22 protein-coding genes are annotated in these 26,371 nt (G+C 72.8%); 16 read left to right on the forward strand and 6 right to left on the reverse strand.

What is annotated here, in order from left to right; genetic code table 11:
• Positions 1–500 precede the first annotated feature (500 nt).
• From IG86_RS0136375 to IG86_RS0136410, 8 genes are all read left to right on the forward strand, one after another.
• The gene (locus tag IG86_RS0136375) at positions 501–1,343 is read left to right on the forward strand and encodes a nitrilase-related carbon-nitrogen hydrolase (RefSeq protein ID WP_030822490.1); all 843 of its coding nucleotides are present in this window, start codon (positions 501–503) and stop codon (positions 1,341–1,343) included.
• Complete coding sequence (locus IG86_RS0136380; protein WP_030822493.1) at positions 1,340–2,635, forward strand: aspartate aminotransferase family protein; 1,296 nt, start codon at positions 1,340–1,342, stop codon at positions 2,633–2,635. The genes IG86_RS0136375 and IG86_RS0136380 overlap by 4 nt, the downstream gene beginning before the upstream one ends.
• A 9-nt stretch (positions 2,636–2,644) precedes the next feature.
• Positions 2,645–4,045 (forward strand): dihydropyrimidinase, encoded by a 1,401-nt coding sequence (hydA, locus tag IG86_RS0136385; protein WP_030822496.1) that lies wholly within the window; start codon positions 2,645–2,647, stop codon positions 4,043–4,045.
• Positions 4,046–4,064: 19 nt separating this feature from the next.
• Entirely contained in the window at positions 4,065–5,081 is a 1,017-nt protein-coding gene (locus IG86_RS0136390; protein ID WP_030902564.1) for a TIGR03842 family LLM class F420-dependent oxidoreductase, read from the forward strand.
• Positions 5,082–5,214: 133 nt separating this feature from the next.
• Positions 5,215–5,952 carry a tyrosine-protein phosphatase gene (locus IG86_RS0136395; RefSeq protein WP_030902565.1) on the forward strand — a complete coding sequence of 246 codons (738 nt, stop codon included), beginning with the start codon at positions 5,215–5,217 and terminating at the stop codon, positions 5,950–5,952.
• Positions 5,953–6,059: 107 nt separating this feature from the next.
• Entirely contained in the window at positions 6,060–6,884 is an 825-nt protein-coding gene (locus tag IG86_RS0136400; protein WP_030902566.1) for an inositol monophosphatase family protein, read from the forward strand.
• Between the two features lie 79 nt (positions 6,885–6,963).
• Entirely contained in the window at positions 6,964–8,382 is a 1,419-nt protein-coding gene (locus tag IG86_RS0136405; protein WP_030902568.1) for a phytoene desaturase family protein, read from the forward strand.
• A 44-nt stretch (positions 8,383–8,426) separates the two neighbouring features.
• Positions 8,427–8,945, forward strand: a complete 519-nt coding sequence (locus IG86_RS0136410) for an O-acetyl-ADP-ribose deacetylase (protein ID WP_030902570.1) — start codon at positions 8,427–8,429, stop codon at positions 8,943–8,945.
• Between the two features lie 75 nt (positions 8,946–9,020).
• On the opposite strand, the gene IG86_RS0136415 is transcribed toward IG86_RS0136410, so the two are convergent.
• Positions 9,021–9,509 (reverse strand): Lrp/AsnC family transcriptional regulator, encoded by a 489-nt coding sequence (locus tag IG86_RS0136415; RefSeq protein WP_030822513.1) that lies wholly within the window; start codon positions 9,507–9,509, stop codon positions 9,021–9,023.
• Positions 9,510–9,645: 136 nt separating this feature from the next.
• Between IG86_RS0136415 and IG86_RS0136420 the strand changes: the two genes are divergently transcribed.
• From IG86_RS0136420 to IG86_RS0136440, 5 genes are all read left to right on the forward strand, one after another.
• Complete coding sequence (locus IG86_RS0136420) at positions 9,646–10,623, forward strand: DMT family transporter (protein ID WP_030902574.1); 978 nt, start codon at positions 9,646–9,648, stop codon at positions 10,621–10,623.
• Positions 10,616–11,830 (forward strand): amino acid aminotransferase, encoded by a 1,215-nt coding sequence (locus IG86_RS0136425; protein ID WP_030902578.1) that lies wholly within the window; start codon positions 10,616–10,618, stop codon positions 11,828–11,830. The genes IG86_RS0136420 and IG86_RS0136425 overlap by 8 nt, the downstream gene beginning before the upstream one ends.
• 302 nt (positions 11,831–12,132) lie before the next feature.
• Entirely contained in the window at positions 12,133–13,242 is a 1,110-nt protein-coding gene (locus tag IG86_RS0136430) for a sulfite oxidase (protein ID WP_051785614.1), read from the forward strand.
• The gene (locus IG86_RS0136435; protein ID WP_030902583.1) at positions 13,239–14,603 is read left to right on the forward strand and encodes an MBL fold metallo-hydrolase; all 1,365 of its coding nucleotides are present in this window, start codon (positions 13,239–13,241) and stop codon (positions 14,601–14,603) included. The genes IG86_RS0136430 and IG86_RS0136435 overlap by 4 nt, the downstream gene beginning before the upstream one ends.
• 149 nt (positions 14,604–14,752) lie before the next feature.
• Positions 14,753–16,819, forward strand: a complete 2,067-nt coding sequence (locus tag IG86_RS0136440; RefSeq protein ID WP_030902586.1) for a SpoIIE family protein phosphatase — start codon at positions 14,753–14,755, stop codon at positions 16,817–16,819.
• A 10-nt stretch (positions 16,820–16,829) separates the two neighbouring features.
• Here IG86_RS0136440 and IG86_RS0136445 read toward each other — a convergent pair whose 3' ends face one another.
• Both IG86_RS0136445 and IG86_RS0136450 read right to left on the reverse strand, forming a co-directional pair.
• Positions 16,830–19,610: a SpoIIE family protein phosphatase gene (locus IG86_RS0136445; protein ID WP_234349104.1), complete on the reverse strand. Its 2,781-nt coding sequence runs from the start codon at positions 19,608–19,610 to the stop codon at positions 16,830–16,832.
• Positions 19,611–19,753: 143 nt separating this feature from the next.
• Positions 19,754–20,902, reverse strand: a complete 1,149-nt coding sequence (locus IG86_RS0136450) for a glycerate kinase (protein WP_030902594.1) — start codon at positions 20,900–20,902, stop codon at positions 19,754–19,756.
• 142 nt (positions 20,903–21,044) lie between these two features.
• Here IG86_RS0136450 and IG86_RS0136455 point away from each other — a divergent pair, with 142 nt between their 5' ends.
• Genes IG86_RS0136455 through IG86_RS0136465 form a run of 3 tightly spaced genes read left to right on the forward strand, consistent with a single transcriptional unit; the run spans position 21,045 to position 23,793 of the window.
• Positions 21,045–22,787: a BCCT family transporter gene (locus IG86_RS0136455; protein WP_030902597.1), complete on the forward strand. Its 1,743-nt coding sequence runs from the start codon at positions 21,045–21,047 to the stop codon at positions 22,785–22,787.
• 27 nt (positions 22,788–22,814) lie between these two features.
• Entirely contained in the window at positions 22,815–23,315 is a 501-nt protein-coding gene (locus IG86_RS0136460; protein ID WP_030822534.1) for an NUDIX domain-containing protein, read from the forward strand.
• Positions 23,316–23,364: 49 nt separating this feature from the next.
• Positions 23,365–23,793, forward strand: coding sequence for a hypothetical protein (locus tag IG86_RS0136465; RefSeq protein WP_030822537.1), 429 nt, complete (start codon positions 23,365–23,367; stop codon positions 23,791–23,793).
• A gap of 7 nt (positions 23,794–23,800) precedes the next feature.
• On the opposite strand, the gene IG86_RS0136470 is transcribed toward IG86_RS0136465, so the two are convergent.
• The 3 genes from IG86_RS0136470 to IG86_RS0136480 all read right to left on the reverse strand — a co-directional run bounded on the left by IG86_RS0136470 (position 23,801) and on the right by IG86_RS0136480 (position 26,262).
• Complete coding sequence (locus IG86_RS0136470) at positions 23,801–24,190, reverse strand: SHOCT domain-containing protein (RefSeq protein WP_030822540.1); 390 nt, start codon at positions 24,188–24,190, stop codon at positions 23,801–23,803.
• A gap of 84 nt (positions 24,191–24,274) precedes the next feature.
• A complete protein-coding gene (locus IG86_RS0136475; RefSeq protein WP_030822543.1) occupies positions 24,275–24,769 on the reverse strand; it encodes a methylated-DNA--[protein]-cysteine S-methyltransferase in 495 nt (164 codons plus the stop codon).
• Positions 24,770–24,777: 8 nt separating this feature from the next.
• Positions 24,778–26,262, reverse strand: coding sequence for an AlkA N-terminal domain-containing protein (locus tag IG86_RS0136480; RefSeq protein ID WP_030902601.1), 1,485 nt, complete (start codon positions 26,260–26,262; stop codon positions 24,778–24,780).
• Positions 26,263–26,371 lie beyond the last annotated feature (109 nt).

A 26,371-nucleotide genomic window follows, 5' to 3' on the forward strand; every position in this document is an offset into this window, starting at 1 on the left:
TCCCGCGTCGGGCAGGCTCCGGAAACCGTCCCCTTGGCCCGGGAGTCCACAGCCTGGGGCGTGTCCGGGGCACTGACGGAGCACTGCCGTGGGGTGGGGACACGGCGGAGTGTCCCCGCAGGACGAGCGCGCACCGCCGGGTACGGCCGCGAGATGCGGTACCGCGCGAGCCGAGGAGACACTCCGGCGGGGCACCGCCCCACACCACCGAGCCCCGCCGGCGATTGAGGCGCGGGGTCTGGGGCAGAGCCCCAGCACCACCGGCCGACCGGGGTCGGCACCCCCGGCGGGAGCCACCCGGCCGGGCCGGAGCGGAACCGCTTCATGTCGTCAAAGTCCCGTCCGTTGACCGCAAACGACCGCGGCGCGACGTAACGTGACCGACTACTCCAACTGTGCAAGGCGGTCTTGCCCCACGCTGTGACGCGGCCTACGTTCTACTCCCTACGCATACCGTCTACGTGCGTAGAACTCGGCGTTCCCGTCACAAGGAGCAGCTCATGGCCCAAGTCGTCCGCGCCGCGCTGGTCCAGGCCACCTGGACCGGAGACACCGAATCGATGATCGCCAAGCACGAGGAGTACGCCCGCCGGGCCGCCGCCGAAGGCGCGAAGATCATCGGCTTCCAGGAAGTGTTCAACGCCCCCTACTTCTGCCAGGTCCAGGAGCCCGAGCACTACCGCTGGGCCGAGGCCGTCCCCGACGGCCCGACCGTCCGCCGCATGCAGGACCTCGCCCGCGAGACCGGGATGGTCATCGTCGTCCCCGTCTTCGAGCTGGAGAGCGCGGGCTTCTACTACAACACCGCCGCCGTCATCGACGCCGACGGCACCTACCTCGGCAAGTACCGCAAGCACCACATCCCGCAGGTCAAGGGCTTCTGGGAGAAGTACTACTTCCGTCCGGGCAACCTCGGCTGGCCCGTCTTCGACACCGCCGTCGGCCGGATCGGCGTCTACATCTGCTACGACCGCCATTTCCCCGAGGGCTGGCGCGAACTGGGCCTGGCCGGCGCCCAGCTGGTCTACAACCCGTCCGCCACCCACCGCGGCCTCTCCGCCTACCTCTGGCAGCTGGAACAGCCCGCCGCGGCCGTCGCCAACGAGTACTTCGTCGCCGCGATCAACCGCATCGGCCAGGAGGAGTACGGCGACAACGACTTCTACGGCACCAGCTACTTCGTCGACCCGCGCGGCCGGTTCGTCGGCGACGTCGCCAGCGACAAGGAGGAGGAACTCCTCGTCCGCGACCTCGACTTCGACCTGATCAAGGAGGTCCGCGACCAGTGGGCCTTCTACCGCGACCGCCGCCCCGACGCCTACGGAGGGCTCGTACAGCCGTGACCAACCCGACCCCGCTCCACAACCGCCACCGCACCGTCCTGCCCGACTGGCTCGCGCTCTACTACGCCAACCCCATCGAGCTCACCCATGGCGAGGGACGGCACGTCTGGGACGCCGACGGCAACCGCTACCTCGACTTCTTCGGCGGCATCCTCACCACGATGACCGCCCACGCCCTGCCCGAGGTCACCAAGGCCGTCGCCGAGCAGGCGGGGCGGATCATCCACTCCTCCACCCTGTACCTCAACCGGCCGATGATCGAGCTCGCCGAGCGGGTGGCGGCCCTGTCCGGCATCCCCGACGCCCGCGTCTTCTTCACGACCTCCGGCACCGAGGCCAACGACACCGCCCTGCTGCTCGCGACGACGTACCGCCGCTCCAACCAGATCCTGGCGATGCGCAACAGCTACCACGGCCGGTCCTTCTCCACCGTCTCCATCACCGGCAACCGCGGCTGGTCCCCGACCAGCCTCTCGCCGCTCCAGACGTACTACGTCCACGGCGCCGTCCGCACCCGCGGCCCCTTCGCCCACCTCGACGACACCGCCTTCACCGCCGCGGCCGTCGCCGACCTCGAAGACGTGCTCGGCCAGGCCCGCGGGGGAGTGGCCGCCCTCATCGCCGAACCCGTCCAGGGAGTAGGCGGCTTCACCTCCCCGCCCGACGGGCTGTACGGCGCCTTCCGCGAGGTCCTCGACCGCCACGGCATCCTGTGGATCAGCGATGAGGTGCAGACCGGCTGGGGCCGTACCGGCGACCACTTCTGGGGCTGGCAGGCGCACGCCCAGAACGGCCCGCCGGACATCCTCACCTTCGCCAAGGGCATCGGCAACGGCATGTCCATCGGCGGCGTCGTGGCCCGCGCCGAGGTGATGAACTGCCTGGACTCCAACTCCATCTCCACCTTCGGCGGTTCACCCGTCACCATGGCGGCCGGCGTCGCCAACCTCGGCTACCTGCTGGAACACGACCTCCAGGGCAACGCCCGACGCGTCGGCGGCCTGCTCCTGGAGCGGCTGCGCGGGATCGCCGCCACCGTCCCCGCCGTACGTGAGGTCCGCGGCCGGGGCCTGATGGCCGGCATCGAACTCACCAAGCCCGGCACCGACCAGGCCGACCCGGACGCCGCCTCCGCCGTCCTTGAGGCCGCCCGCGAAGGCGGCCTGCTCCTCGGCAAGGGCGGCGGCCACAACACCAGCGTGCTGCGCATCGCGCCGCCGCTCTCCCTCACCGTCGCCGAGGCGGAAGAGGGCGCCGAGATCCTCGAACAGGCTTTGCGCGGCATCCAGTAGGGGGACAACATGAGCAACCGCACCCTGATCAGCGGCGGCCTGGTCGTCACCGCCGCCGACGAACTCCACGCGGACGTCCTGATCGAGGACGGCCGCGTGGCGGCGCTCGCCGCCCACGGCTCCGCGGCCGCCGGCGCCTGGACGGCCGACCGCACGATCGACGCGACCGGGAAGTACGTCATCCCGGGCGGGGTCGACGCGCACACCCACATGGAGCTCCCCTTCGGCGGGACCGCCGCCTCGGACACCTTCGAGACCGGCACCAGAGCCGCCGCCTGGGGCGGCACCACGACCATCGTCGACTTCGCCGTGCAGAGCGTGGGCCACTCCCTGCGCGAGGGGCTCGACACCTGGTACGCCAAGGCCGACGGCAACTGCGCCGTCGACTACGCCTTCCACATGATCCTCTCCGACGTCAACGAGGGCACCCTGAAGGAGATGGACCTCCTCGTCGGCGAAGGAGTCACCTCCTTCAAGCTGTTCATGGCCTACCCGGGCGTCTTCTACAGCGACGACGGGCAGATCCTGCGCGCCATGCAGCGCGGTGCCTCCAACGGCGGGCTGATCATGATGCACGCCGAGAACGGCATCGCGATCGACGTCCTCGTCGAACAGGCCCTGGCCCGCGGGGAGACCGACCCCCGCCACCACGGCGAGGTCCGCAAGGTGCTCCTGGAAGCGGAGGCCACCCACCGCGCCATCCAGCTCGCCCGGGTCGCGGGCTCCCCGCTGTACGTCGTGCACGTCTCGGCGGAGGAGGCGGTGGCCGAGCTGGCCGCCGCCCGTGACAAGGGCCTGCCGGTCTTCGGGGAGACCTGTCCGCAGTACCTGTTCCTGTCCACCGACAACCTGGAGGAGCCCGACTTCCAGGGCGCCAAGTACGTCTGCTCCACCCCGCTGAGGCCGCGCGAACACCAGGCCGCTCTGTGGCGGGGGCTGCGCACCAACGACCTCCAGGTGGTCTCCACCGACCACTGCCCCTTCTGCTTCCGGGGCCAGAAGGAGCTCGGCCGGGGCGACTTCTCGAAGATCCCCAACGGGCTGCCCGGGGTGGAGAACCGCATGGACCTCCTCCACCAGGCCGTGGTGGACGGGCACATCAGCCGCCGCCGGTGGATCGAGATCGCCTGCGCCGCGCCCGCCCGGATGTTCGGCCTCTACCCGAAGAAGGGCACCATCGCGCCGGGGGCCGACGCCGACATCGTCCTCTACGATCCGCACGCCGAGCAGGTCATCTCCGCCGAGACGCACCACATGAACGTGGACTACTCGGCGTACGAGGGCAAGCGGATCACCGGACGCGTCGACACCGTCCTCTCGCGCGGCGAACTCGTCATCGACCGGCGCGAGTACACCGGCCGGGCCGGCCACGGGGCCTTCGTCCACCGCTCCACCTGCCAGTACCTGTAAGCCCGTAAGGAGCCGCCCCATGGACTTCGGCCTCGTCCTGCAAACAGATCCGCCCGCCTCGCAGGTGGTCAGCCTCATGCGCCGCGCCGAGCGCAACGGCTTCCGCTACGGCTGGACCTTCGACTCCGCCGTGCTGTGGCAGGAGCCGTTCGTCATCTACAGCCAGATCCTCGCCAACACGCAGAAGATGCACATCGGCCCGATGGTGACCAACCCGGGCACCCGCACCTGGGAGGTCACCGCCTCCACCTTCGCCACCCTCAACGACATGTACGGCAACCGCACCGTCTGCGGGATCGGCCGCGGCGACTCCGCGATGCGGGTCGCCGGCCGGGCGCCCAACACCCTGGCCCGGCTCGGGGAGGCCATCGAGGTCATCCGCGACCTCGCCGAGGGCCGCGAGGCCGAGGTCGACGGCAAGCCGCTGCGGATCCCGTGGATCAAGGACGGGAAACTGCCCGTCTGGATGGCCGCGTACGGGCCGAAGGCGCTCGCCCTCACCGGTCAGAAGGCCGACGGGTTCATCCTCCAGCTCGCCGACCTCTACCTCACGGAGTGGATGGTCAAGGCCGTACGGCAGGCCGCGACCGAGGCGGGCCGGGACCCGGACGCCATCACCATCTGCGTGGCGGCCCCCGCCTACGTCACGGCCGACGACTCGGCCGAAGCCCTGGCCCACGCGCGGGACCAGTGCCGCTGGTTCGGCGGCATGGTCGGCAACCACGTCGCCGACCTCGTCTCCCGCTACGGCGAGCACTCCACCATGGTCCCGGAGGAGCTCACCGAATACATCAAGGCCCGCCAGGGCTACGACTACAGCCACCACGGCCGCGCCGGGAACCCGTCCACCGACTTCGTCCCCGACGAGATCGTCGACCGCTTCTGCCTGCTCGGCCCGGCCGAGGCGCACATCGAGAAGCTGCGGGCCCTGCGCGACCTGGGCGTCGACCAGTTCGCGGTCTACGACATGCACGACGCCCGGGAGGCCACCATCGACGCGTACGGCTCCCACGTCATCCCGGTCCTGCGGGACTGACCCCGTCGCGCTGGCGGGGCCCCCGTGCGGGCCCCGCCCCGAACTCCCCGTACGTGATGATGTGTTCGAGCGGGACCAGCCGCGAACACGACGCATCGTCACGAGCGATGCCCGGGAAACAGGGGGAGAGCCGATGAACCGGCACATCGAGTTCGGCCGACTGCACAACTTCCGTGACGTGGGCGGATACCGGTCCGCCGACGGCCGCACGGTCGCATGGCGGACGCTGTACCGGGCCGACTCGCTCGGCAAGCTGCAGGGCGCCGACTGGGAGCGGTTCCTGGAACTGGGCGTCGGGACCGTGATCGACCTGCGCTACCCGTGGGAGATCGAGGCGAAGGGCCGGATCCCCGAGGCGGAACGGTTCCGCTACGTCAACCTGAGCATCGAGCACCGCCCCTACGACCAGGCCGAGATCGACCCCGGCATCGACCCCTGGCGCTATCTCGCGGACCGTTTCGCAGAGGTCACCGAGGACGGCGCCGAGGAGATCCGGCAGGTCATCGAGGAGATCGCCGAATCGCCCGGCCCCGTGGTGTTCCACTGCACCTCGGGCAAGGACCGGACCGGGCTGATCGCCGCCTTCGTCCTGACCCTGCTCGGAGTGGACCGGGAGGAGATCCTCGCCGACTTCGCGCTGACCGAACTGGCCACCGAGCGCCTCGCCGCCGACTGGCGCACCGCCAACCCCGACCGGGTCATGAAGTGGCCGAGCTACGGGCGCGCCCCCGCGGTGATCATGGAGCTGGTGCTGGCGGACCTGGAGGCCCGCCACGGATCCGTGCACGGCTACCTCACCGACCGCGTCGGACTGTCGGAGCGCACGGTGGAGCGCCTGCGCGCCCGCCTGCTGACCGGCGGGAACGACTGACGCCGACAGGACCCCCCGGGGCGGTTCACCCGCAGGCCACCCGGTGGCCGCCCCGGCGTCCGGCACCGGCAGTGGGGTTTGTCGGCCGGGCGTGCTTTGCTGGAGGCATGATCGATGAGTTCCTGGCCCATGGCCTGCCCGATGTGGAAGAAGCCGTCCGCAAGGCGGCGGCGATCGAGATCATGCCGAGATTCAGGCAGCTCGCCGAGCACGAGGTCGACGAGAAGAGCGGCCCGCACGACCTGGTGACCGTCGCCGACCGCAAGGCCGAGGAACACCTCACGGCCTCCCTGACGCGACTGCTGCCCGGCTCGGCCGTGGTCGGCGAGGAAGCCGTCCACGCCGACCCCACCGTGTACGAGGCGCTGCGCGCGGACGCCCCCGTGTGGATCGTCGACCCCGTCGACGGCACCCGCCAGTTCGTGGCCGGCGACCCGGCCTTCTGCACCCTGGTCGCGCTGGCCCACCGCGGCGAGATCCTCGCCTCCTGGACCTTCGCCCCGGCCCTGGAGGAGCTGGCGACCGCCGTGCGCGGACAGGGCGCGTACGTCAACGGGCAGCGGATCCACAGCGGTTCGCCCGCGCCCGGCGCCGACCTGCGGGTCGCCATCGCCCACCCGCTCTACACCTCCGACGAGAACAAGCGCACCCTGGCCCGGCTGGACGTACCCGGCGTCGCCGCCAGGCCCTGCGGTTCGGCCGGCCTGGAGTACCTGAAGGTGGCCCGCGGGGAGATGGACGCCCTCGCCTTCACCTGGCCCTCGGCCTGGGACCACGCCGCCGGACTGCTGCTGGTCGCCGAGGCCGGCGGCGCGCAGAGCACCGTCGACGGGGTCCCCTTCCGGGTGGACCGCGACAACGCCCTGCCGTTCGCCGTCGGGCGGGACGAGGCCACCGCCGTACGCATCCGGGAGCTGCTCCGGGACGCGTAGGGGGTCCGGCGGGTCCGGCCCCACCGGCCCGTCGCAATATCCTGGAGGTGCAAGCGCCGCCGGAAACGAAGGAGTGCAAGTGCCGTCGATTTTCGATGTGGTCGTGGTGGGAGCGGGTCCCAACGGGCTGACGGCCGCCGTCGAACTGGCCCGGCGCGGCTTCTCCGTGGCCGTGTTCGAAGCCGCCGGCACGGTCGGTGGCGGAGCCCGGACCGAGGAGCTCACCCTCCCCGGCTTCCGGCACGACCCCTGCTCCGCGGTGCACCCCCTCGGCATCGGCTCGCCGGTCTTCGCCACGATGCCGCTGAAGCGGTACGGGCTGGAGTGGCTGCACGCCCCGCTGCCCATGGCGCACCCCTTCGACGACGGCACGGCCGCAGTCCTCTCGCGCTCCGTCGCGGAGACGGCGGCGTCCCTGGGCCCGCGCGACGCCGGCGCCTACCGGCGACTGGTCGGACCGTTCCTCGGCCGATGGGACACGCTGGCCCGGGACTTCATGTCCCTCCCCGACACCGCGCTGCCCCGCGACCCGGTGACCCTCGCCCGTTTCGGGCTCGCCGGCCTGCCGCCCTCGACCTGGCTCCTGCGCCGCTTCCGGGACGAACGGGCCCGCGCGCTGTTCGCGGGACTCGTGGCCCACGTCATCGCACCGCTCGACGGGATCGGGACCGGCGCCGTCGGCCTGGTCTTCGCCCTCGCGGCCCACGCGGGCGGCTGGCCCATGCCCCGCGGCGGCTCCCAGTCCATCTCCGACGCCCTGGCCGCCTACCTGCGCGACCTCGGCGGCGAGATCCACACGGACTTCGAGGTCAAGCGGCTCGACGACCTCCCGCCCGCCCGCACCTACGTCTTCGACACCTCGCCCACCGCGCTGGCCCGGATCGCCCGCCTCGGGCGCGCGTACGACGGCTACCGGTACGGCGCCTCCGTATTCAAGATCGACTACGCGCTGGACGGCCCCGTCCCGTGGACGGCCGAGGAGCCGCGCCGCGCCGGGACCGTCCAGGTCGGCCCGCGCCTGCGCGACATCGACGCCGCCCTCCAGCTCGCCTCGGGCGGCCGGGCCCCCCGCACGCCCTTCCTCATCACGGCGCAGCCCAGCCTGGTCGACCCCGGCAGGGCCCCCCGGGGCAAGCACGTCTTCTGGGCGTACGGACACGTCCCCGCTGGCTGGGACGGAGACCTCACCGAAGCCGTCGAGCGCCAACTGGAGCGCTTCGCCCCCGGCTTCCGCGACCTGGTCCTGGCCCGCGCCACGGCCGGCCCGCCCCAGCTCGCCGCCCGCAACCCCAACTACGTCGGCGGGGACATCGCCTGCGGCGCCGCCTCGGGCCTGCAGCTCCTGCTGCGCCCGAGGCTCAGCCTCTCCCCGTACACCACGGCCCACCCGGCGGTCTTCATCTGCTCCTCGGCGACCCCGCCGGGGCCCGGTGTCCACGGCATGTCCGGCCACAACGCCGCCAAGGCGGTCTGGCGCCACCTGCGCAAGGCCTCCTGAGAGCGGCCTCCCGGCCCCGCAACCACCCCTGGGAAGGACATCCGATGGTCCGCATCACCCTCGTCCGCGGCGACATCACCGCCGAGAAGGCCGACGCCATCGTCAACGCCGCGAACTCCTCGCTGCTCGGCGGCGGCGGGGTCGACGGCGCCATCCACCGCAAGGGCGGCCCCGAGATCCTCGCCGCCTGCGAGGACCTGCGGCGCTCGCACTACGGCAAGGGCCTGCCGACGGGCCGGGCCGTCGCCACCACGGCCGGCCGGCTGGCCGCCGGACACGTCATCCACACCGTGGGCCCCGTCTGGTCGCGCGAAGAGGACCGCTCGGAGCTGCTCGCCTCCTGCTACCGCGAGTCGCTGCGCGTCGCCGACGAGCTGGGCGCCCGTACGGTCGCCTTCCCGGCCATCTCCACCGGCATCTACGGCTGGCCCATGGACGACGGCGCGAGGATCGCGGTCCGGACGGTCCGGGCGGCGCGGACCGAGGTCCAGGAGGCGCGCTTCGTCCTCTTCGACGAAGCCGCCCACGCCGCCTTCGAGGCGGCGGTCGAGGCGTCCCGGTAGACCTCCCGGCCGCCCCGGCGGGCCTCACGTCCCGGCGGGCCTCACGTCCCGGCGGGCATCGCGTCCCGGCGGGCCTCACGTTCCCCGCGGCCGCCGGGAGGCGCCCGGAGCCGGCCGCGGGTAGGTCCTGGACTGCTTCACGCTGCCGTACGCGAAGCTCGACTCGATCGAGGCGATCCCGGGGATGGCGTGGATCCGGTGGCGCACCAGTGCCTCGTACGCCTCCAGGTCCTCGATGACGACCCGGAGCAGGTAGTCGCTGCTGCCCGCCATCAGGTAGCAGTCCTGGATGTGCTCGATGACCGCGACGTGTTCCTCGAAGAGGCGCACCGCCTGCGCCGTGTGCCGTTCCAGCCGGATCCGGACGAAGACGGTCACCGGCAGCCCGAAGGCGACCTGGTCGACCATGGCCGTGTAGCCGCGGATCAGGCCCGCCTCCTCCAGCCGCCGGACCCTGCGCAGGCAGGGTGACGGGGACAGCCGGACGCGGTCGGCCAGTTCCTGGTTGGAAAGACGCCCGTCCGTCTGCAATTCCCGGATGATCTGCAGATCGACTGCGTCCATGGCCACTCCTTGGCAGATCCTGCCCCAAACGTATGTCCGAAGGGCAGAACTGGCAATCGGCTGCCCCGGCCCAAGGCCTAACGTTGCCTTCGAGCGGACCGGACCGGTCCGTGTTCCAGAGGCTGGAGTGGATCCCTTGGTCGCGACGCACACCACCCGGGCGACCCTGCCTCCCGATGCGGCGGGCCCGCGCGCCGGACACCCCGGCCGGCGCGGGCTCTCCCCCCAGGCCCAGGGCATGCTGGCACTGCTGGTGACGGTGTCGATCTGGGCGGCGTTCGCACTCAGCGCCCGCGCCCTGAGCACCTCCTCGCTGCTGCCCGCCGACGCTGCGCTGCTGCGGTTCGGGCTGCCCCTCGTCGTCCTCTTCCCCTCCCTGTGGCGGCGCCGTCGCGCCATCGCCGCCGTGCGGCCGGGCCCCGCCCTGAAGATCGTCTGCGGCGCCGGGGTGCCCTTCTTCCTGGCCGCGATGCACGGCGGGGCCCTGACCTCCGCGGCCTTCGTCGGGTCGATCGTCCCCGGCATGGTCCCGCTCTTCGTCTCCCTGATCATGATCCGGCGCGGTCACGGCGTGCCCCGGGGGACCCAGGCCGTCGGCCTGTCGCTGATCGCCGCCGGCGTCGGCGCCCTCGTCTGGCGCTACGTCGTCCCCGTGGACACCGACGTCCTCGCCGGCTCCGGCATCCTGCTGGTCGCCAGCGGCCTGTGGGCCCTGTACACCGTGGGGCTGCGCGAGGTGGACCTCGATCCCGTCGGGTCGATCGGCCTGCTGTGCCTGCCCTCCTTCGTGATCATCGGACTGTTCGTCCTGACCGGCGTCCTCCCCACCGGCATCGCGCACGCCGCGGGCGGCGACATCGCGCTGTTCCTGGTCGTGCAGGGGCTCGGGGTGGGGCTGTGCGCGGGCCTGCTGTACGCCTTCGCCATCCGCCGTCTCGGCGCCGAACGCAGCTCCGTCGTCGGCAGCCTCAGCCCCGTCGCCGTCGTCCTGCTCGCGATCCCCCTGCTCGGCGAGTCACCGACCGCCGCCGTCCTCGTCGGCGTCCCGCTCATCACCGCCGGCGTCGTCCTCGCCAACCGCCGCCCCCGACCCGAGGTCCCCGCAGATGCTTGAGCTCCTTCCCCCGCCGCCCACCGACCCGCTGTGGGACCTGACGTACGAGTTCGGCGGCGACGAGCGGCCCGAACGCCTCAACCTCGTCCTCGGCGTCTACCGGGACCAGTCCGGGACCACCCCCGTCATGGCCGCCGTCCGCGAGGCCGAGATCCGGCTGGCGCAGCGCTCCGAGTCCAAGGAGTACCGCGGGCTCTCCGGCAACACCGCCTTCAACAGCTCCCTGCTCGACCTGGTCCTGGGGCCGCACGGGCCCGCCGAGCGGGCCGCGGCCGTCCAGACCGTCGCGGGCTCCGGCGCGCTGCGGCTGCTGGCCGACCTGGTCCACCGCACCCGCCCGGGCGCCACGGTGTGGATCAGCGACCCGGCCTACGTCAACCACCGGCCCATCCTGGAGGCCGCGGGGCTCAAGGTCCGCACCTACGGCTGGCGGGACGCCGAGGGCGGCTTCGACACGGCCGGCGTGCTGCGGGAGCTGGCGGACGCCGGCCGCGACGACGTCGTCCTGCTCCAGGGGTGCTGCCACAACCCCACGGGCGTCGACCCCCTGCTGGACGACTGGGAGGCGCTGGCCGAATCGGCCGAGCGCGGTGGCTGGGTGCCCTTCGTCGACCTCGCCTACCACGGGCTCGGCGACGGCCTGGAGTCCGACCTGCTGGCCACGCGGATGCTGGCGGCCCGGGTGCCCGAGATGCTGATCGCCGTCAGCTGCTCGAAGAACTTCGGCCTCTACAGCGACCGCGTCGGCTGCGCCATCGTCCTCGGCTCCTCGGTGCAGGCCGTGCGGCACGCCGAGACGGCCCTGCAGAACGCGGCCCGGACCCTGTACTCGATGCCGCCCGAGCACGGCGCCGCCGTCGTGACCACGATCCTCCAGGACGCGGGGCTGCGGGCCTCCTGGCGCGCGGAGCTGGACGTGATGCGCGGCCGGATCATGGCCAACCGGGCGGATCTGACCGCCCACCTCGCCGCGCTCGGCCACACGGAGCAGGCGCGCAGGCTGGCGCGGCAGAAGGGCATGTTCTCGATGCTGGCGCTGTCCCCGAACCAGATGCTCCGGCTGCGCAGGCAGTACGCCATCTACGGGACGACCTCGGGGCGCATCAACATCGCCGGCATATCGGCCCACCGGATCCCCTGCCTGGCCCAGGGGATCGCCGCGGTCCTGGACACGGCCGAGGTGCCCCGCCCGCGCGAACTCGCCTGAGGCGGTACGGGCCTACCCGCGGGTGTCTGCGGACATGACAGTCCCCGGCAGTCCGCCGATGCCATGAGCCATCCGCCGTCGCCGATGGCTCCCGTGGCCGACAAGTCCTGCCGGGGGCCTGGCCAGAGCCTGGACAAAGTCACTCGGGCCCCAGGACGTCTCCTGAGGGAGGTGCGGCTCTTTCCGGTGATCCGGTGTATTGACCAGTCTCCTCCCCGTTTGTCCTGAGTCAAGGGATTCCGGGACGTACGCTGGAAGAAATTCGCGTCGCGCGCCGTCCGAGGCCGACGGGAGGTGTGGCCATGACCGCAGCGCCGGAATTCCGGGTCGCGCAGGGGCCCGGCGCCACGGTCTGGGCACCCGAGACGGTCACGGACGAGCCGTACAACGCCCAGACCCCGTCGGCCGCCCTGACCGAGCCCGTCACCCCCGTGGGGGCCTTCTTCGTACGCGACCACTTCGGCATCCCGCCGACCGCCCCCGGCAACTGGCGGCTCCGGTTCGGCGGCGCCGTCGCCACCGCCTTCTCCATCGGCTACGAAGAACTGCTCACCCTGGAACACCACGAGCTCGACGTCGTCGTCGAATGCGCGGGCAATGGCCGCAGCCTGATGCGGCCACCCCCGCCCGGCCTGCCCTGGAGCCAGCGGGCCGTGGGCTGCGCACGCTTCGCGGGCGTGCCCTTCCGCCTCCTCGCCGACCGTGCCGGGATCGACCCCGCGGCCGTCGAGGTGGTCTTCACCGGAGCCGACTCCGGCCCGGTGCACGGCCGCCGCACACCCTTCGAACGCAGCCTCCCGCTCGCCGTGGCACGCCACCCGGACACCCTCCTGGCCACCCGCATGAACGGCGAACCGCTCACCCCCGAGCACGGGGCGCCGGTCCGCCTGGTGGCCCCCGGCCGGTACGCCGTCGCAGATGTGAAGTGGCTGGTCGGAGCACGGGCCGTGACCAGCCCCTTCGCCGGGGTCTTCCAGACCGACGACTACCTCTACCTCGACCCGCGCGGAACCCCCGAAGGCCCCGTCACCACGCTGCGGGTCAAGTCGCTCATCACCGAGCCCGCACCCGACGATGACCTGCGCCGCGGCCACGAGACCCTGGTCCGGGGCCACGCCTGGACGGGCGACGGGGTGCCCGTGCGCAGCGTCGAGGTACGGGCCGAACACGAGGACGACGGCCGCGACCCGGACCACGTCCGGGGCTGGCACCGGGCCGTCCTCGAACCACCGGCCGGCCCGTACGCCTGGAGCGGCTGGTCCTACCGGTGGACCCCTCAGCAGCCGGGACCGTACCGGCTGCTCTCCCGCGCGACCGACGCCCGCGGCGACACGCAGCCGCCGCAGGCCCCGTGGAACGCCCGTGGCTACGGCTGCAACCCCGTGGCCTCCGTCGAAGTGGTGGTCGTATGAACGGTTCCGAGGCGACGATCGAGGTCATCGCCACCCCGTCGCTCGGGGACACCAGCTATCTGCTCGTGAGCGGCGACGAGGCCGCCCTCGTCGACCCGCAGCGGGACAGCTGGGAGCTGATGGAGGCCTGTGCTACCAAGGAGGTCCGGATCCGGTACGTCCTGGAGACCCACGTCCACAACGACTACGTCTCCGGCGCGCTGGAGGTCCGCGCGGCGACCGGCGCCACGGTCGCGGGCCCCGCCCGCGCACCGTACGCCTTCGACCACCTGCCCATGGCCGACAACGACGAGATCCGCGTCGGCGACGTGACCGTGCGGGCCGTGGAAACCCCGGGCCACACCGCCGAACACACCTCCTACCTCGTCTTCGACGACGCCGCCCGGGCCCCCTCGGCCGTCTTCACCGGCGGCAGCCTCCTCGTCGGCAACGCCGGCCGGACCGACCTGTCCGGCAGCGGCCGTACGGAGGAACTCGCCAGGGCCCAGTACCGGACCCTGCGCCGCCTCGCCCTGCTCCCGGACGGCACCCGCGTGCTCCCGACCCACGGCGCGGGCAGCTCCTGCGCGGCCGGCCCGGTGTCGGGGGAGCGGACCAGCACGGTCGGCACGGAGCGGCGCACCAACCCCGTGCTCACCGCCCAGGACGAGGAGGAGTTCGTCAGGGGACGGATGTCGGGCCTGCCCGCGTACCCCGCCTACTACCGCCACATGGGGCCCATCAACGGAGCCGGCCCCCGCGTGCTCGGCGGCCCGCCCGAGATGCGCCCGCTCACACCGACCGTGGTGGAGGGCCTCCTCGGCGGCGGCGCGCAGATCGTCGACGCACGGGACCGGGCGGCCTTCGCCGCCGGCCACCTGCCCGACTCGATCTGCGACGAGCTCGACGAACGCTTCGCGAGCCTCGTCGGCGAGGTCGTCCCCTTCGGTACGCGGCTGGTCCTCGTCCTGCCCGAACCGGCCGGGGAGGCGGCCCACGAGGCGATGGTCCAGCTCCTGCGGATCGGATACGACGACATCTCCGGCTACCTGGCGGGAGGGACCGACGCCTGGGTGGCCGCCGGCCGCCCGCTGCGCACCTTCCGCACCGCGGACGCGGCCGCCCTGGCCGGGCGCCTCGACGGCAGACTGGTGCTCGACGTGCGCCCGGACCACCCCGAAGGCGGCATCCCCGGCTCGCTCGCGGTGCCCCTCGCCGAACTGCCCCGCAGGATCGGCGAGCTGCCCCGGGACCGGGAGATCCTGGTGGTGTGCGGCAGTGGTCGCCGGGCGGCCGTCGCGGCGGGCCTGATCGACCGTGCGGGCATCCCGGTGACGGCGGTGATCAGCGGCGGAGCCGGGGAACTGATGGCACACGCGTGAGTCGGGCCGCCGGACGGGGCCGGGCGCGGGTTTCGGGACGTCCCCACGGAGGTACGGTCCTCACCCGCCCTTTCGGAAACGCAGAGCCCGGTGCCGACGCCTCGGATAGGGTGAATCGGTAGGAATCGGGCCCCCGGGGTGAGGTCGGTGTGGACACTTACCAGTCGACGAGCGAGGTGCCGGACCCGCCGGCGGCGGCTGTCGGCTACGCGGGCGTACTCCGCGAGCTGCTGCCGATCGCCCTGTGGCGGGAGGACGCCGACGGCCGCATCGTGGAGTGGTCGCTGGCCGCCCAGGACCTGCTCGGGCACCGTCCCGAAGACATCCTCGGCCGCCCCGGCGCCTCCGTGCTGGTCCCCGAGGCCAACCACGAGCTCGCCGACCAGCTGACCCGCCGCGTCCAGGCCGGCGAGACCGTCGTCGGCACCCTCCCCGTACGCCACCGCGACGGGCACCGCGTCGTGATGGAGATGTGGATCGTCCCCGCCGTCGACGCCGCCGGCCGCACGGGCGCCCTGCTCATCGCCGTGGAGACCTCCGAGGTCCTCCACATGCGCGACTCCCTCGCCGCCCTCCAGAGCCTCTTCACCCAGTCGCCCATCGGCCTCGCCACCCTCGGCCCCGACCTGCGCTTCCTGCGCGTCAACGACGCACTGGCCCGCATGAACGGCGTGTCCGCCGCCGACCACCTCGGCAAACGGCTCACCGAAGTCGTCCCCGGGGTCAACGCCGTCGCCCTGGAGGCGACCATGCAGCAGGTCCTCGACCGGGGCACCGCCGTCGTCGACGTCCGCCGCACCGGACGGACACCCGCCGACCCCGAACACGACCGGACCTGGTCCTGCTCCTACGCCCCGCTCCTCGACGGCTCCGGGCGGCCCCTCGGAGTGATCGCCTCCCTCATCGACATCACCGAGCGACAGCAGGCCCAGGCCGAAGCCGAACTGGCCCAGCACCGCTTCGCCCTGCTCGCGGAGGCCGGCACCCGCATCGGCACGACCCTGGACCTGCACCAGACCGCCCAGGAGATCGTCGAACTGCTGGTGCCGCAGTTCGCGGACTCCGCCGACGTACAGCTCCTCGAATCGGTCCTGGGCCCCGACGAGGGCGCGGCGCCCGCGGCCTCCACCCGCGGAGTGCTGCGCCGCCTGGCGGCCCAGTTCCCCGACCCTGCCGCCCCCACCGCGAAACTCACCGCCGGCCAGACCTTCCAGATCCCCGAGGGCACCGTCTACGAGCGGGTCATCACCGAGGGCCTGCCCATGAACCTCTACGTCTCCGACATCCCGGCACTGATCACCTCCCCGCGCGCCGGCGCCCTGCGGGCCTACCTGGCCACCCTGGGCTCGGCCCGCCTGGTCCCGCTCGTCGCCCGCGGCACCGTCCTGGGAGCCGTCACCGTGACCCGGACGCGCGAGCGCGAGCCCTTCGACGCGCAGGACTGCGTACTCGTCGACGAACTCGTCGCCCGCGCCGCCCTCAACATCGACAACGCCCGCATGTACACCCGCCAGCGCCGGGCGGCCCTCACCCTCCAGCGCAGCCTCACCAACAGCGCCCTGCCCGAGGTCCCCGGCCTCGAACTCACCGGCCGCTACCTGCCCGCCAGCGACCACGACGTCGGCGGGGACTGGTTCGACGCCATCCCGCTGCCCGGCGGCCGGACCGGGCTCGTCATCGGGGACGTCATGGGCCACGGGGTCCACGCGGCGGCCGTCATGGGCCAGCTGCGCACGGCCGTACGGACCCTCGCGCGCCACGGCGTACCCCCCGCGCAGCTGCTCCGCTCCCTCGACGCGGTCGTCGCCGACCTGGGCGAGGACGAGATGGCGACCTGCGTGTACGCGGTGCACCACGCGGCGTCCGGCACCTGCGTGATCGCCCGCGCCGGCCACCCGCCGCCGGCCGTCGTCGCCACCGACGGGAGCGTCACCTTCCTCCACGGCGCGCCCGGGACCCCGCTGGGCACCGGAGGACGCGACTTCCGCACCGAGGAGGTGCGCCTGCCCCCGGGCAGCCTGCTCGTCCTCTACACCGACGGACTCATCGAGGCCCGGGACCGCGACCTCGACCAGGGCATGGAACAGCTGGGACAGGCCCTGCAAGGGGTGGAGCAGCCCCTGGAGGGACTGTGCGACCAGATCCTGCGGCGGCTGCTCCCGCGCGCGCAGGAGGACGACGTGGCGATGCTGCTCGCCCGCTCCCGGCCCGCCTGACCCACCCGGCTCACCAGGCCAGGTCCTCCAGCGCGTCCAGGTCCGGCGGCGCCGGCGGCTGCGGCTCCGCACCCCCGGTCAGCGGCAGCTCGGCCCAGATGACCTTCCCGCGGTCGGTGTAGCGGGTGCCCCACCGTTCGGCGTACTGCGCGACCAGGAACAGCCCGCGCCCGCCCTCGTCGGTGGTGGCCGCGTACCGCAGGTGCGGGGAGGTGCTGCTGCCGTCGGAGACCTCGCAGATCAGGCTCCGGTCGCGGATCAGGCGGACCCCGACGGGCGCGCTGCCGTACCGGATCGCGTTGGTGACCAGCTCGCTGAGGATCAGCTCCGCGGTGAAGGCGATGTCCTCCAGGCCCCACTCGACGAGCTGCGCCGAGCCGGCGTTGCGCACCCGCGAGACGGCGGAGTGCTCGACGGGCACCTCCCACTCGGCGACCCGGTCGGCCTCCAGCCGCCGGGTGTCCGCGATCAGCAGGGCGATGTCGTCGCTCGGCACCGGGAACAGCATCGTGGCGAGCACGTCGGACGCCGCCTGGTCGGGGCTGCGGCCGGACCGTGACAGGCTCTCGGCGAGCAGGCGCAGACCCGTGTCGAAGTCCCGGTCGCGGTCCTCCACCAGGCCGTCCGTGAACAGCACCAGCCGGCTCCCCTCCGGCAGGTCGAACTCGACCGCCTCGAAGGGCATCCCACCCACGCCGAGCGGGATCCCGGCCGGCATTTCGGGGAACTCCACCCGGCCGTCGGGGCGGATCAGCGCGGGCCCGGGGTGGCCGGCGCTCGCCATCCGGCACCGCCCCGAGACCGGATCGTAGACCGCGTAGAGACAGGTGGCGCCGGTGACGGACGAGGCGCGCCCGGCCGTACCGTCGGGCTCCGCGTCCTCGCCGCCCGTTGCGCTCCCGTTCCCGTCGGCGGTGCCCTCCGCGTTCCCGGCGCCCCCGGCCTCGTCCTGGTCGATCCGGTTGATCAGCTCGTCCAGGTGTCCGAGCAGCTCGTCGGGCGGCAGGTCCAGGGTGGAGAAGTTGTGCACCGCGGTCCGCAGGCGGCCCATGGTGGCCGCCGCGTGCACCCCGTGCCCGACGACGTCGCCCACGACCAGCGCCACCCGGGCGCCCGGCAGCTGGATCACGTCGAACCAGTCGCCGCCCACCCCCGCCTTCGCCGGCAGGTAGCGGTAGGCCACGTCCACGGCGCTCTGGTCGGGCAGCACCCGGGGCAGGAGGCTGCGCTGGAGCGTCACGGCCATCGCGTGCTCGCGGGTGAAGCGGCGGGCGTTGTCGATGGAGACGGCCGCCCGCGCACCCAGCTCCTCCGCGAAGGACAGGTCCTCCCCGTCGAAGGGCTCGGGGGTGTCGGCCCGCCAGAAGTTGGCCATGCCCAGCACCACCCCGCGGGCCTGGAGGGGTACGGAGATCAGCGAGTGCAGTCCGTACTCGAGGGCCACCCGGGTGCCCTGGGAGTCCTGGGCCCGCCAGCCCATGGCCGCGTTCAGATCGGCAGCGAGCACCGCGTGCCCGGCGTCCAGGGCCGCCGCCATCGGGGCCGTCGGCACCTCGAACCGGATGAGGTCGCCGACCGGCTGGAGCGGCGAGTCGCTGCGGATCCCGGAGATGGCGGCCCGGCGCATCTCGGTGTACACGCCGCCGCGTGAGGGCTCGTCGCCGCGCAGCACGGGCTCCAGCAGCTCCACCGTGACGAAGTCGGCGAAGCGCGGCACGGCCACCTCCGACAGCTCCTCGGCGGTCCGTGCCACGTCCAGCGTGGTGCCGATCCGCACGCCCGCGTCGTACAGCAGCTGGAGGCGGCTGCGGGCCTCCTCGGCCCGGCCGGAGACCGAGGCGAGCTCGGTCGAGTCGCGCAGGGTCACCACACGGCCGGCCGGCCGCCCCGCGTACGCCATCGTGGGCCGTACGTTGACCGCGAGCAGCCGGTCGCCCGCCAGGTGCACGTGGTCGGTCACCACCCGGCCCGAGGCGAGCAGCTCGGTGGTGCGGGGGTCGAGTCCCAGGTCGCCGACGTGGCGCTCCTCGGCGTCCTGCGGCAGGTCGAGCAGCCGCCGGGCCTCGTCGTTGGCGAGGATGAGCCGCTGGTCGTTGCCGATGATGAGCACGCCCTCGCGGACGGCGTGCAGAACGGCCTCGTGGTGTTCGTTCATCCGGGTCATCTCGGCGGCGCCCAGGCCCCGGGTCTGGTGCAGCAGCCGCCGGCTGACCAGGGCGGCGCCGGCCGTGCCCAGCAGCAGACCGCCCGCCGTGGCGCCCACGAGGAGGGGGAGCTGTCCCTCGACGGCGTGGGAGACGTTCTCCACCTCGATGCCGGTGCCGACCAGGCCGATGACCTCGCCGTCCGCGTTCCGCACGGGCACCACCGCCCGCACGGCGTCGCTCGGCTGCCCCTTGAACACCTGGGTGAAGGACTCCCCGGCGACGGCCCGGGAGATGTCCGAGGCCCGTTTGCCGATCAGCTCGGGCCGCGAGTCGGTGTAGCGGACCCCGCGCAGGTCCATCACCGCGATGAAGTCCAGGCCCGAGGCCCTGCGGGCGGCCTCGGCCAGCGGCTGGAGCACGGCCGTCGGATCGCGCGACATCAGCGCCTGGGGGAGCCCGGGGGCGTGCGCGAAGGCCTCGGCGGCGGCGAGCGAGCGGTTGCGGGCGTCGCGCTGGCTGTCGAAGCGGGCCTGGAAGACCAGGGCCAGCGCGGCGGCGGTGATCAGCAGCAGCACGATCACCGCCTGGAGGGCGAAGACCTGACCGGCGACACTGTGCGCCCCCCGGGCCAGGCGCGCGGACATGCGCGAACCCCACCCGGTCGGCTGTCGACCAAAACGTCCGGTCATGAGCCCTTTCTAACACTGTCCCGGGGTTTGGGCGTGGGCTACGGGGCCTCACCGCGCCCCCGCACCGTCCGCCCGGGAAACGCCCGGGGCCCGGTGGGTCAGAGGACGTCGGCGGCGATGTTCGCGGCGACCTGCTCCAGGAGGGGACCCGCGTTCGGGATGGACTTGGCCGGGTCGGGCTCCAGATCCGTCAGTGGGTACGCCTTGCGGATACCGGCACCCTCCAGGGCCTCCTGGCCCAGCAGGAGTCGGCCGCAGACCGCGACCACCGGCTTGCCCGCCGCCCGCGCCGCCGCCGCGACGCCCGCGGGAGCCTTGCCGTGCAGGGTCTGCTCGTCCAGCGAGCCCTCACCGGTGATCACGAGCGTGGCCCGCTCCAGCGCCGGCGCGAAGCCCAGCACCTCCAGCATCAGCTCGATGCCCGGCCGGAAGCTCGCACCCAGCAGCAGCGCGCCGTAGCCGATGCCGCCCGCGCCGCCCGCCCCGGGAGACGCGGCGAGCTCGGTGGCCTTCGGGCCGATCGCCTTCTCCAGCACCTGCGCGTAGTGCGCCAGCGCCGCGTCGAGCGTCGCCACGTCCTCGGGCGAAGCGCCCTTCTGCGGGCCGTAGACGGCCGCACAGCCCTTCGGGCCGGTCAGCGGGTTGTCCACGTCGCTGGCCAGGACGAAGTCGACCTCCGCGAAGCGTGGGTCGACGCCCGACAGGTCGGCCGAGGCCAGGTCGGCCAGCGCACCGCCGCCCGGACCGACCGCTTCGCCGTTCGCATCCAGGAACACCGCGCCGAGCGCCGCCAGCATGCCGGCACCGCCGTCCGTGGTGGCGCTGCCGCCGACGCCGAAGACGATCGAGCGGGCTCCCGCGTCCAGCGCGGCCTTGAGGACCTCGCCCGAGCCGTACGTGGTCGCCGTCAGCGGGGCGAAGGTGCCCGCCGGCAGCAGCTGGAGGCCGGAGGCCTCCGCCATCTCGACCACGGCGGTGCCCCCGCGCAGCGCGAAGGTGGCCGTGACCTGGTCACCGAGCGGTCCGGTGACCCGTACCTCCCGGCGTTCGAAACCGGCCGCCAGGGCGGCCGCGACCGTGCCGTCGCCGCCGTCCGCGACGGGGAGGGTCTCGATCTCCACGCCCGGTACGGCCCTGCGAAGGCCGGCCGTCACCCGCTCCGCGACCTGAACGGCCGTGAGCGAGCCCTTGAATTTGTCCGCGGCGATGAGCACGCGCGCGGCCTCAGTTACTGCTCCGTCCGTCACCTTGCTATCCCTTGCTATCGAACAGTGCAGTCGCGCCGCCATGAGCTTATCCGGAGGATCCTCCTATGCCCATGAGTGGCCTGGGCCACACCCGGCGCGCCATGCGGCTAAATACGGATATACGCCTGCATAGTGTGGCCGCATGAGCGCCGAATCACTGGAACAGCCACGTCCGGACACCCCGGGCGGCGGCCCCGGCGGTCCCGTGGACGGCGCCCCGGACCACACCGTGGTCACCCTCGGCGTGATCGCCGTGCTGGCCGTCGTCGCCTGGGCGGCCCTCGCCGGAGACTCCTTCGACACCGTGTCGAGCACCGCGCTCGCATGGGTCCTGAACAACTTCGCCTGGCTCTTCGTGATCGCCGCCGACGTCTTCCTCGTCATGTGCGTCGTCCTCGCCATCAGCCGCTTCGGCCGGATCCGCCTGGGCGCGGACGACTCCGAGCCCGAGTTCACCAACCTCTCGTGGATCGCGATGATGTTCAGCGCGGGCATGGGCATCGGCCTGATGTTCTACGGCGTGGGGGAGCCCCTCACCCACTACCTCGCCCCGCCCCCCGCCTCCGGAGCGGCCCCCCGCACCGGCGGGGCCGCCCTCGCGGCCATGGAGTACTCCTTCTTCCACTGGACCCTCACCCCCTGGGCCATCTACGGCATCGCCGGACTCGCCCTCGCCTACGCGACCTTCCGCAAGGGCCGCGGCAACCGCCTCAGCTCCGCCTTCGTCCCCCTCATCGGCCGGGAGCGCGCCGACGGCGCGCCCGGCCGGGCCATCGACCTGCTCGCCGTCTTCGCCACCGTCTTCGGCACCGCCACCAGCCTCGGCCTCGGCGCGCTCCAGGTCTCCAAGGGCCTCAGCCTCACCACCGGGATCCAGGACTCCACCACCGTCGAGCTGATCATCATCTGCTCACTCTCGGCGGCCTTCGTGCTCTCCGCCTTCTCCGGCCTGCACAAGGGCGTGAAGTGGCTGAGCACCGGCAACATCGTGCTCGCCGCGGTCCTGATGCTCTTCGTCTTCCTCCTCGGCCCCACCGTCTACATCCTCGACGTCATCCCCTCCAGCGTCGGCGGCTACCTGAGCGAGCTGCTGCCCATGGCCAGCCGCACCGGCGCCTTCACCGACAGCGCCTGGCTCGGCGCGTGGACGATCTTCTACTGGGCGTGGTGGCTCTCCTGGGCACCCTTCGTCGGCGCCTTCATCGCCCGCATCTCACGGGGCCGCACCGTCCGCGAGTTCCTCATCGGCGTGCTGCTCGTGCCCAGCGGGGCCACCGTCGTCTGGTTCTGCGTGATGGGAGGCACCGCCATCCGCCTCGACTCCACCGGTGCCGTCGACTTCGCGGCCGAACTCAAGGAGGGCACCGAGGCATCCCTCTTCGCGATGCTGGACGCGCTGCCGCTGTCCACGCTCACCTCGTGGGTCGCCATGGTCCTCGTCATGACCTACTTCGTGACCAGCGCCGACTCCGCCTCCCTCGTCATGGGCTCCCTCACCAGCCGGGGCTCCCTCCACCCGCCCACCTGGCTCGTCGTCACCTGGGGCGTACTGATGGCCGCCGTGGCCGCCGTACTCCTCGTCGCGGGCGGCCTGAAGTCCCTGCAGACCGCCACCATCCTGGTCGCGCTGCCCTTCGTCGTCGTCATGCTGCTGCTCTGCTGGGCCCTGGTGAAGGAGCTCCGCGAGGACCCCGGCGCGGGACCCGCCCGCCACCATCCCCTGCACGGCGTGCGGGACGCGGTCCGGGCCATGGTCGGCGACGCCGTCACCGAGCAGGGGCCCGGCGGCGGCCTCCCGAGCCACCCCCGCCTGCGCCGCGTCGCGCGGTCCAGGGGCCGGGACCCCGAGGACGGTCCCGGCACCGGCCCCGCGGCGGGCGTCTGACCGGCGGCACCTCGGTAGGGTGGCCGGGTGACCACCACGGATGACTACGCCACGTACATCGCGAGCCTGCCCCGGGTGCTGGCCGGCGCGGCCGCCCTCTACCGGGACGCCGAGGGCCGGGTCCTGCTCGTCGAGCCCAACTACCGCGAGGGCTGGGCCCTGCCGGGCGGCACCATCGAATCGGACCGGGGCGAGTCGCCGCGCACCGCCGCCCGCCGCGAGAGCGCCGAGGAGATCGGCATCGACGTCCCCCTCGGCCGGCTCCTCGCCGTGGACTGGACGGTCGGGCCCGACCGGCCGCCGCTCGTCGCGTACCTCTACGACGGTGGCGTGCTCGACGAGGCCCGGCTCGCCTCGATCAGGCTCCAGGAAGAGGAACTGGTCTCGTGGCGGCTCGTCGACCCCGCCGAACTCACCACCTACCTGCCCGGATCGCTCGGACCGCGCGTCCAAGAGGCCTACCGGGTACTCCAGTCGGGTGAGGGCACCGTGGAGCTGGAGAACGGCCGCCGCCCGGTCACCCCGTGAACACACCCGGCACACACCCGGCTTACTCCGACCAGGACAGAATCAAAAGATGATCACGATGTACGCCTGGCCCAGCACGGCCGAGGGGCCGGACGCCCTGCCCATGGTCCACTTCACGACGGACGAGCAGGCCGGCGGCGAGGTCACCCCCGACGGGACGCCCGTGTGGCTCTTCGACACCGCGATACGCGAGGGCGGCTGGGCCCAGTTCGCCGACTTCGAGGGATGGTCCACGCCCGCCGCCGACTGGCGGGCCCTCTACCGCCGCGAGGACGACTTCCTCGCCGTCACCGGCCCCGGCGCCTGCCAGGGCTGGTACGAGGGCAACCTCGGCGCCGACGCCGAATGGGTGGCGGCGGCCGCCGCGCAGCAGAGCGTGGTGCTGCTCGCCGCCCCCGTGCAGCACCCGTCGCTCTACGGCTACGCCGTGGAGGCCGGCGCCGCCTTCGCCCTGCTCGTCCCGCTCCTGGTGGTCTGACCCGGGGTCAGGCCAGCAGCTTGGCCTTGGCGCGGTCGAACTCCTCCTGGGTGATGTCGCCCTTGTCCTTGAGGGTGGAGAGCTTGTGCAGCTCGTCCGCCGAGCCGCCGCCGGGGCCGGCCGCCTGCTGGACGTACTGCTTGAAGGCCGCCTCGTTCTCCTGCATCTGCTTCATCTCCCGCTCGGTCATGCTCTTCCCGCGGGCGATGAGGTACACGAACACGCCGAGGAACGGCAGGATCAGCACGAAGATCAGCCAGCCTGCCTTGCCCCAGCCGCCCATCGTGTGGTCACGGAAGATGTCCGTGATGATCTTGAAGAGCAGGAAGAACCACATGATCCACAGGAACAGCCACAGCATCGTCCAGAAGAGGTTCAGAAGCGGATAGTCGTCCATGCCCGGCTCCGATCGTGTTGCGGTATCTCTTTCATACAGGCGGTCCTGTATGTCCGCATTCGGAGCCGGTCCGTCGGCCGACGCCTAAGAACGCGAAGCGGACTCGAAGGCCAGCAGCTGAACCTTGCGCTCCACCCCGCCGCCGTAGCCGGTCATGCTGCCGGACGCACCGATCACCCGGTGGCACGGCACGATGATCCCGACCGGGTTCTTCCCGTTCGCCAGACCCACCGCCCGCGAGGCGTTCGGCTTCCCCAGCCTCGTCGCCAGCTCCCCGTACGACCACGTCTCGCCGTACGGGATCCGCACGAGCTGGTCCCACACGCTCCGCTGGAAATCGGTGCCCTCCAGCCGCAGCGGGAGGTCGAACTCGGTCAGCTCCCCGGCGAAGTACGCGGCCAACTGCCGCACCACTTCGGGGAACGGCTCCTCCGAGGCGGCCACCCGCTCCCCGAAGGACTCCTCGGCCGGCCGGTGGCGCTGCCCGGTCATGTAGAGGCCGCTGAGGACGCCGTCCGCGGCGACCAGGGTGAGCGGACCGTACGGGCTGTCGACGACGGTGTGCTGCTTGACGTTCATGCTGCTCCTCAGACGGGCAGGTGGTTGATGGGGTGGGAGTCCGTGGCCCACAGGTACTGGACGGCGTACGCCCGCCAGGGCCGCCAGCCGGCCGCCCGCTCGGTCAGCGCCGACGGGGTGGACGGCAGACCGAGCCCCCGCGCCGCACGCCGCACGCCCAGATCGGACGGCAGGAACGCGTCCGGGTCGCCGAGCGCCCGCATCGCGATCACCTCGGTGGTCCACGGCCCGAAACCGGGCAGCGCCGACAGCTGCGCGCGGGCCGCGTCCCAGTCGCTGTCGAAGCCGAGCGGCAGCGAACCGTCGGCCAGCGCCGAGACCAGGCCGGTGAGCGTGGCGCGCCGGCTGCCCGGCAGCGCCAGCGACTCCGGGTCGAGCCCGGCCAGGGCCTGCGGTGACGGGAAGAGGTGCGTCAGCCCGCCCAGCGGGTCCTCCACGCGCTCGCCGTGGGCCGTGACCAGGCGGGCAGCGTGCGTGCGCGCCGCCGCCGTGGACACCTGCTGGCCCAGCACGGCCCGTACGGCGAACTCCGCCGCGTCGACCGTACGGGGAACCCGGCGCCCGGGGGCCTTGTCCACCAGCGAAGCCAGCAGCGGGTCGGAGCGCAGCTGCTCGTCGACGGCCTCGGGATCGGCGTCGAGGTCCAGCATCCAGCGGCAGCGGCTGATGGCGATCGTCAGGTCGCGCAGGTCGGTGAGGGCCAGACGGCAGCCGATGTGGTCGGGCTGCGGGGTCAGGGCGACCACGCCGGTGCCGTGGGGGAGGCGCAGGGTGCGGCGGTAGGCGCCGTCGCGCCACTCCTCGACGCCGGGCACCGCGGTCGCCGCGAGGTGTCCGAAGAGGTTGTCGGGGTTCAGGGGCGTACGGAACGGCAGGCGCAGGCTGATCGTCCCCGGGATCCGGGGCGGGGCGTTCTTGTTGCGGCTGGCCTTGACCGACCGGTCCCGCAGCTCGCTCGGCGACAGGGCGAACACCTCGCGGACGGTGTCGTTGAAGGTGCGGATGGAGGCGAACCCGGCGGCGAAGGCGACGTCGCCCATCGGCAGCTCGGAGGTCTCGATGAGCAGCCGGGCGGTCTGGGCGCGCTGGGCCCTGGCCAGGGCCAGTGGGCCGGCTCCGAGCTCCGCGTTGAGCTGGCGTTCGACCTGGCGGGTGGAGTACCCGAGGCGGGCGGCGAGACCGGGGACCCCTTCGCGGTCCACGACCCCGTCCTGGATCAGGCGCATCGCCCGGGCGACGGCGTCGGCGCGGGCGTTCCACTCGGGGGAGCCGGGGCTGGTGTCGGGCCGACACCGCTTGCACGCCCGGAACCCGGCCTGCTGGCAGGCGGCGGCGCTGGGCAGGAAGGTCATGTTCTCGACCTTCGGGGGGACGGCGGGGCAGCTCGGCCGGCAGTAGATCCGGGTCGTCAGGACGGCGGTGAAGAACCAGCCGTCGAAGCGGGCGTCCTTCGACTGCACGGCCCTTACGCAGCGCTCGGTGTCGGTGTGCATGGCTCCAGGATCCTGGGCGGGATCGACGGGGGCTGGCGGTTTTCCGACATCAAGCGTAGCCCTGGCCGGGGGCTCGGCGGGGGTGGCGGTGGCCGGGGCGGGGGTGGGG

It is taken from the genome of Streptomyces virginiae, assembly GCF_000720455.1.
GTDB classification, from domain to species: domain Bacteria; phylum Actinomycetota; class Actinomycetes; order Streptomycetales; family Streptomycetaceae; genus Streptomyces; species Streptomyces virginiae.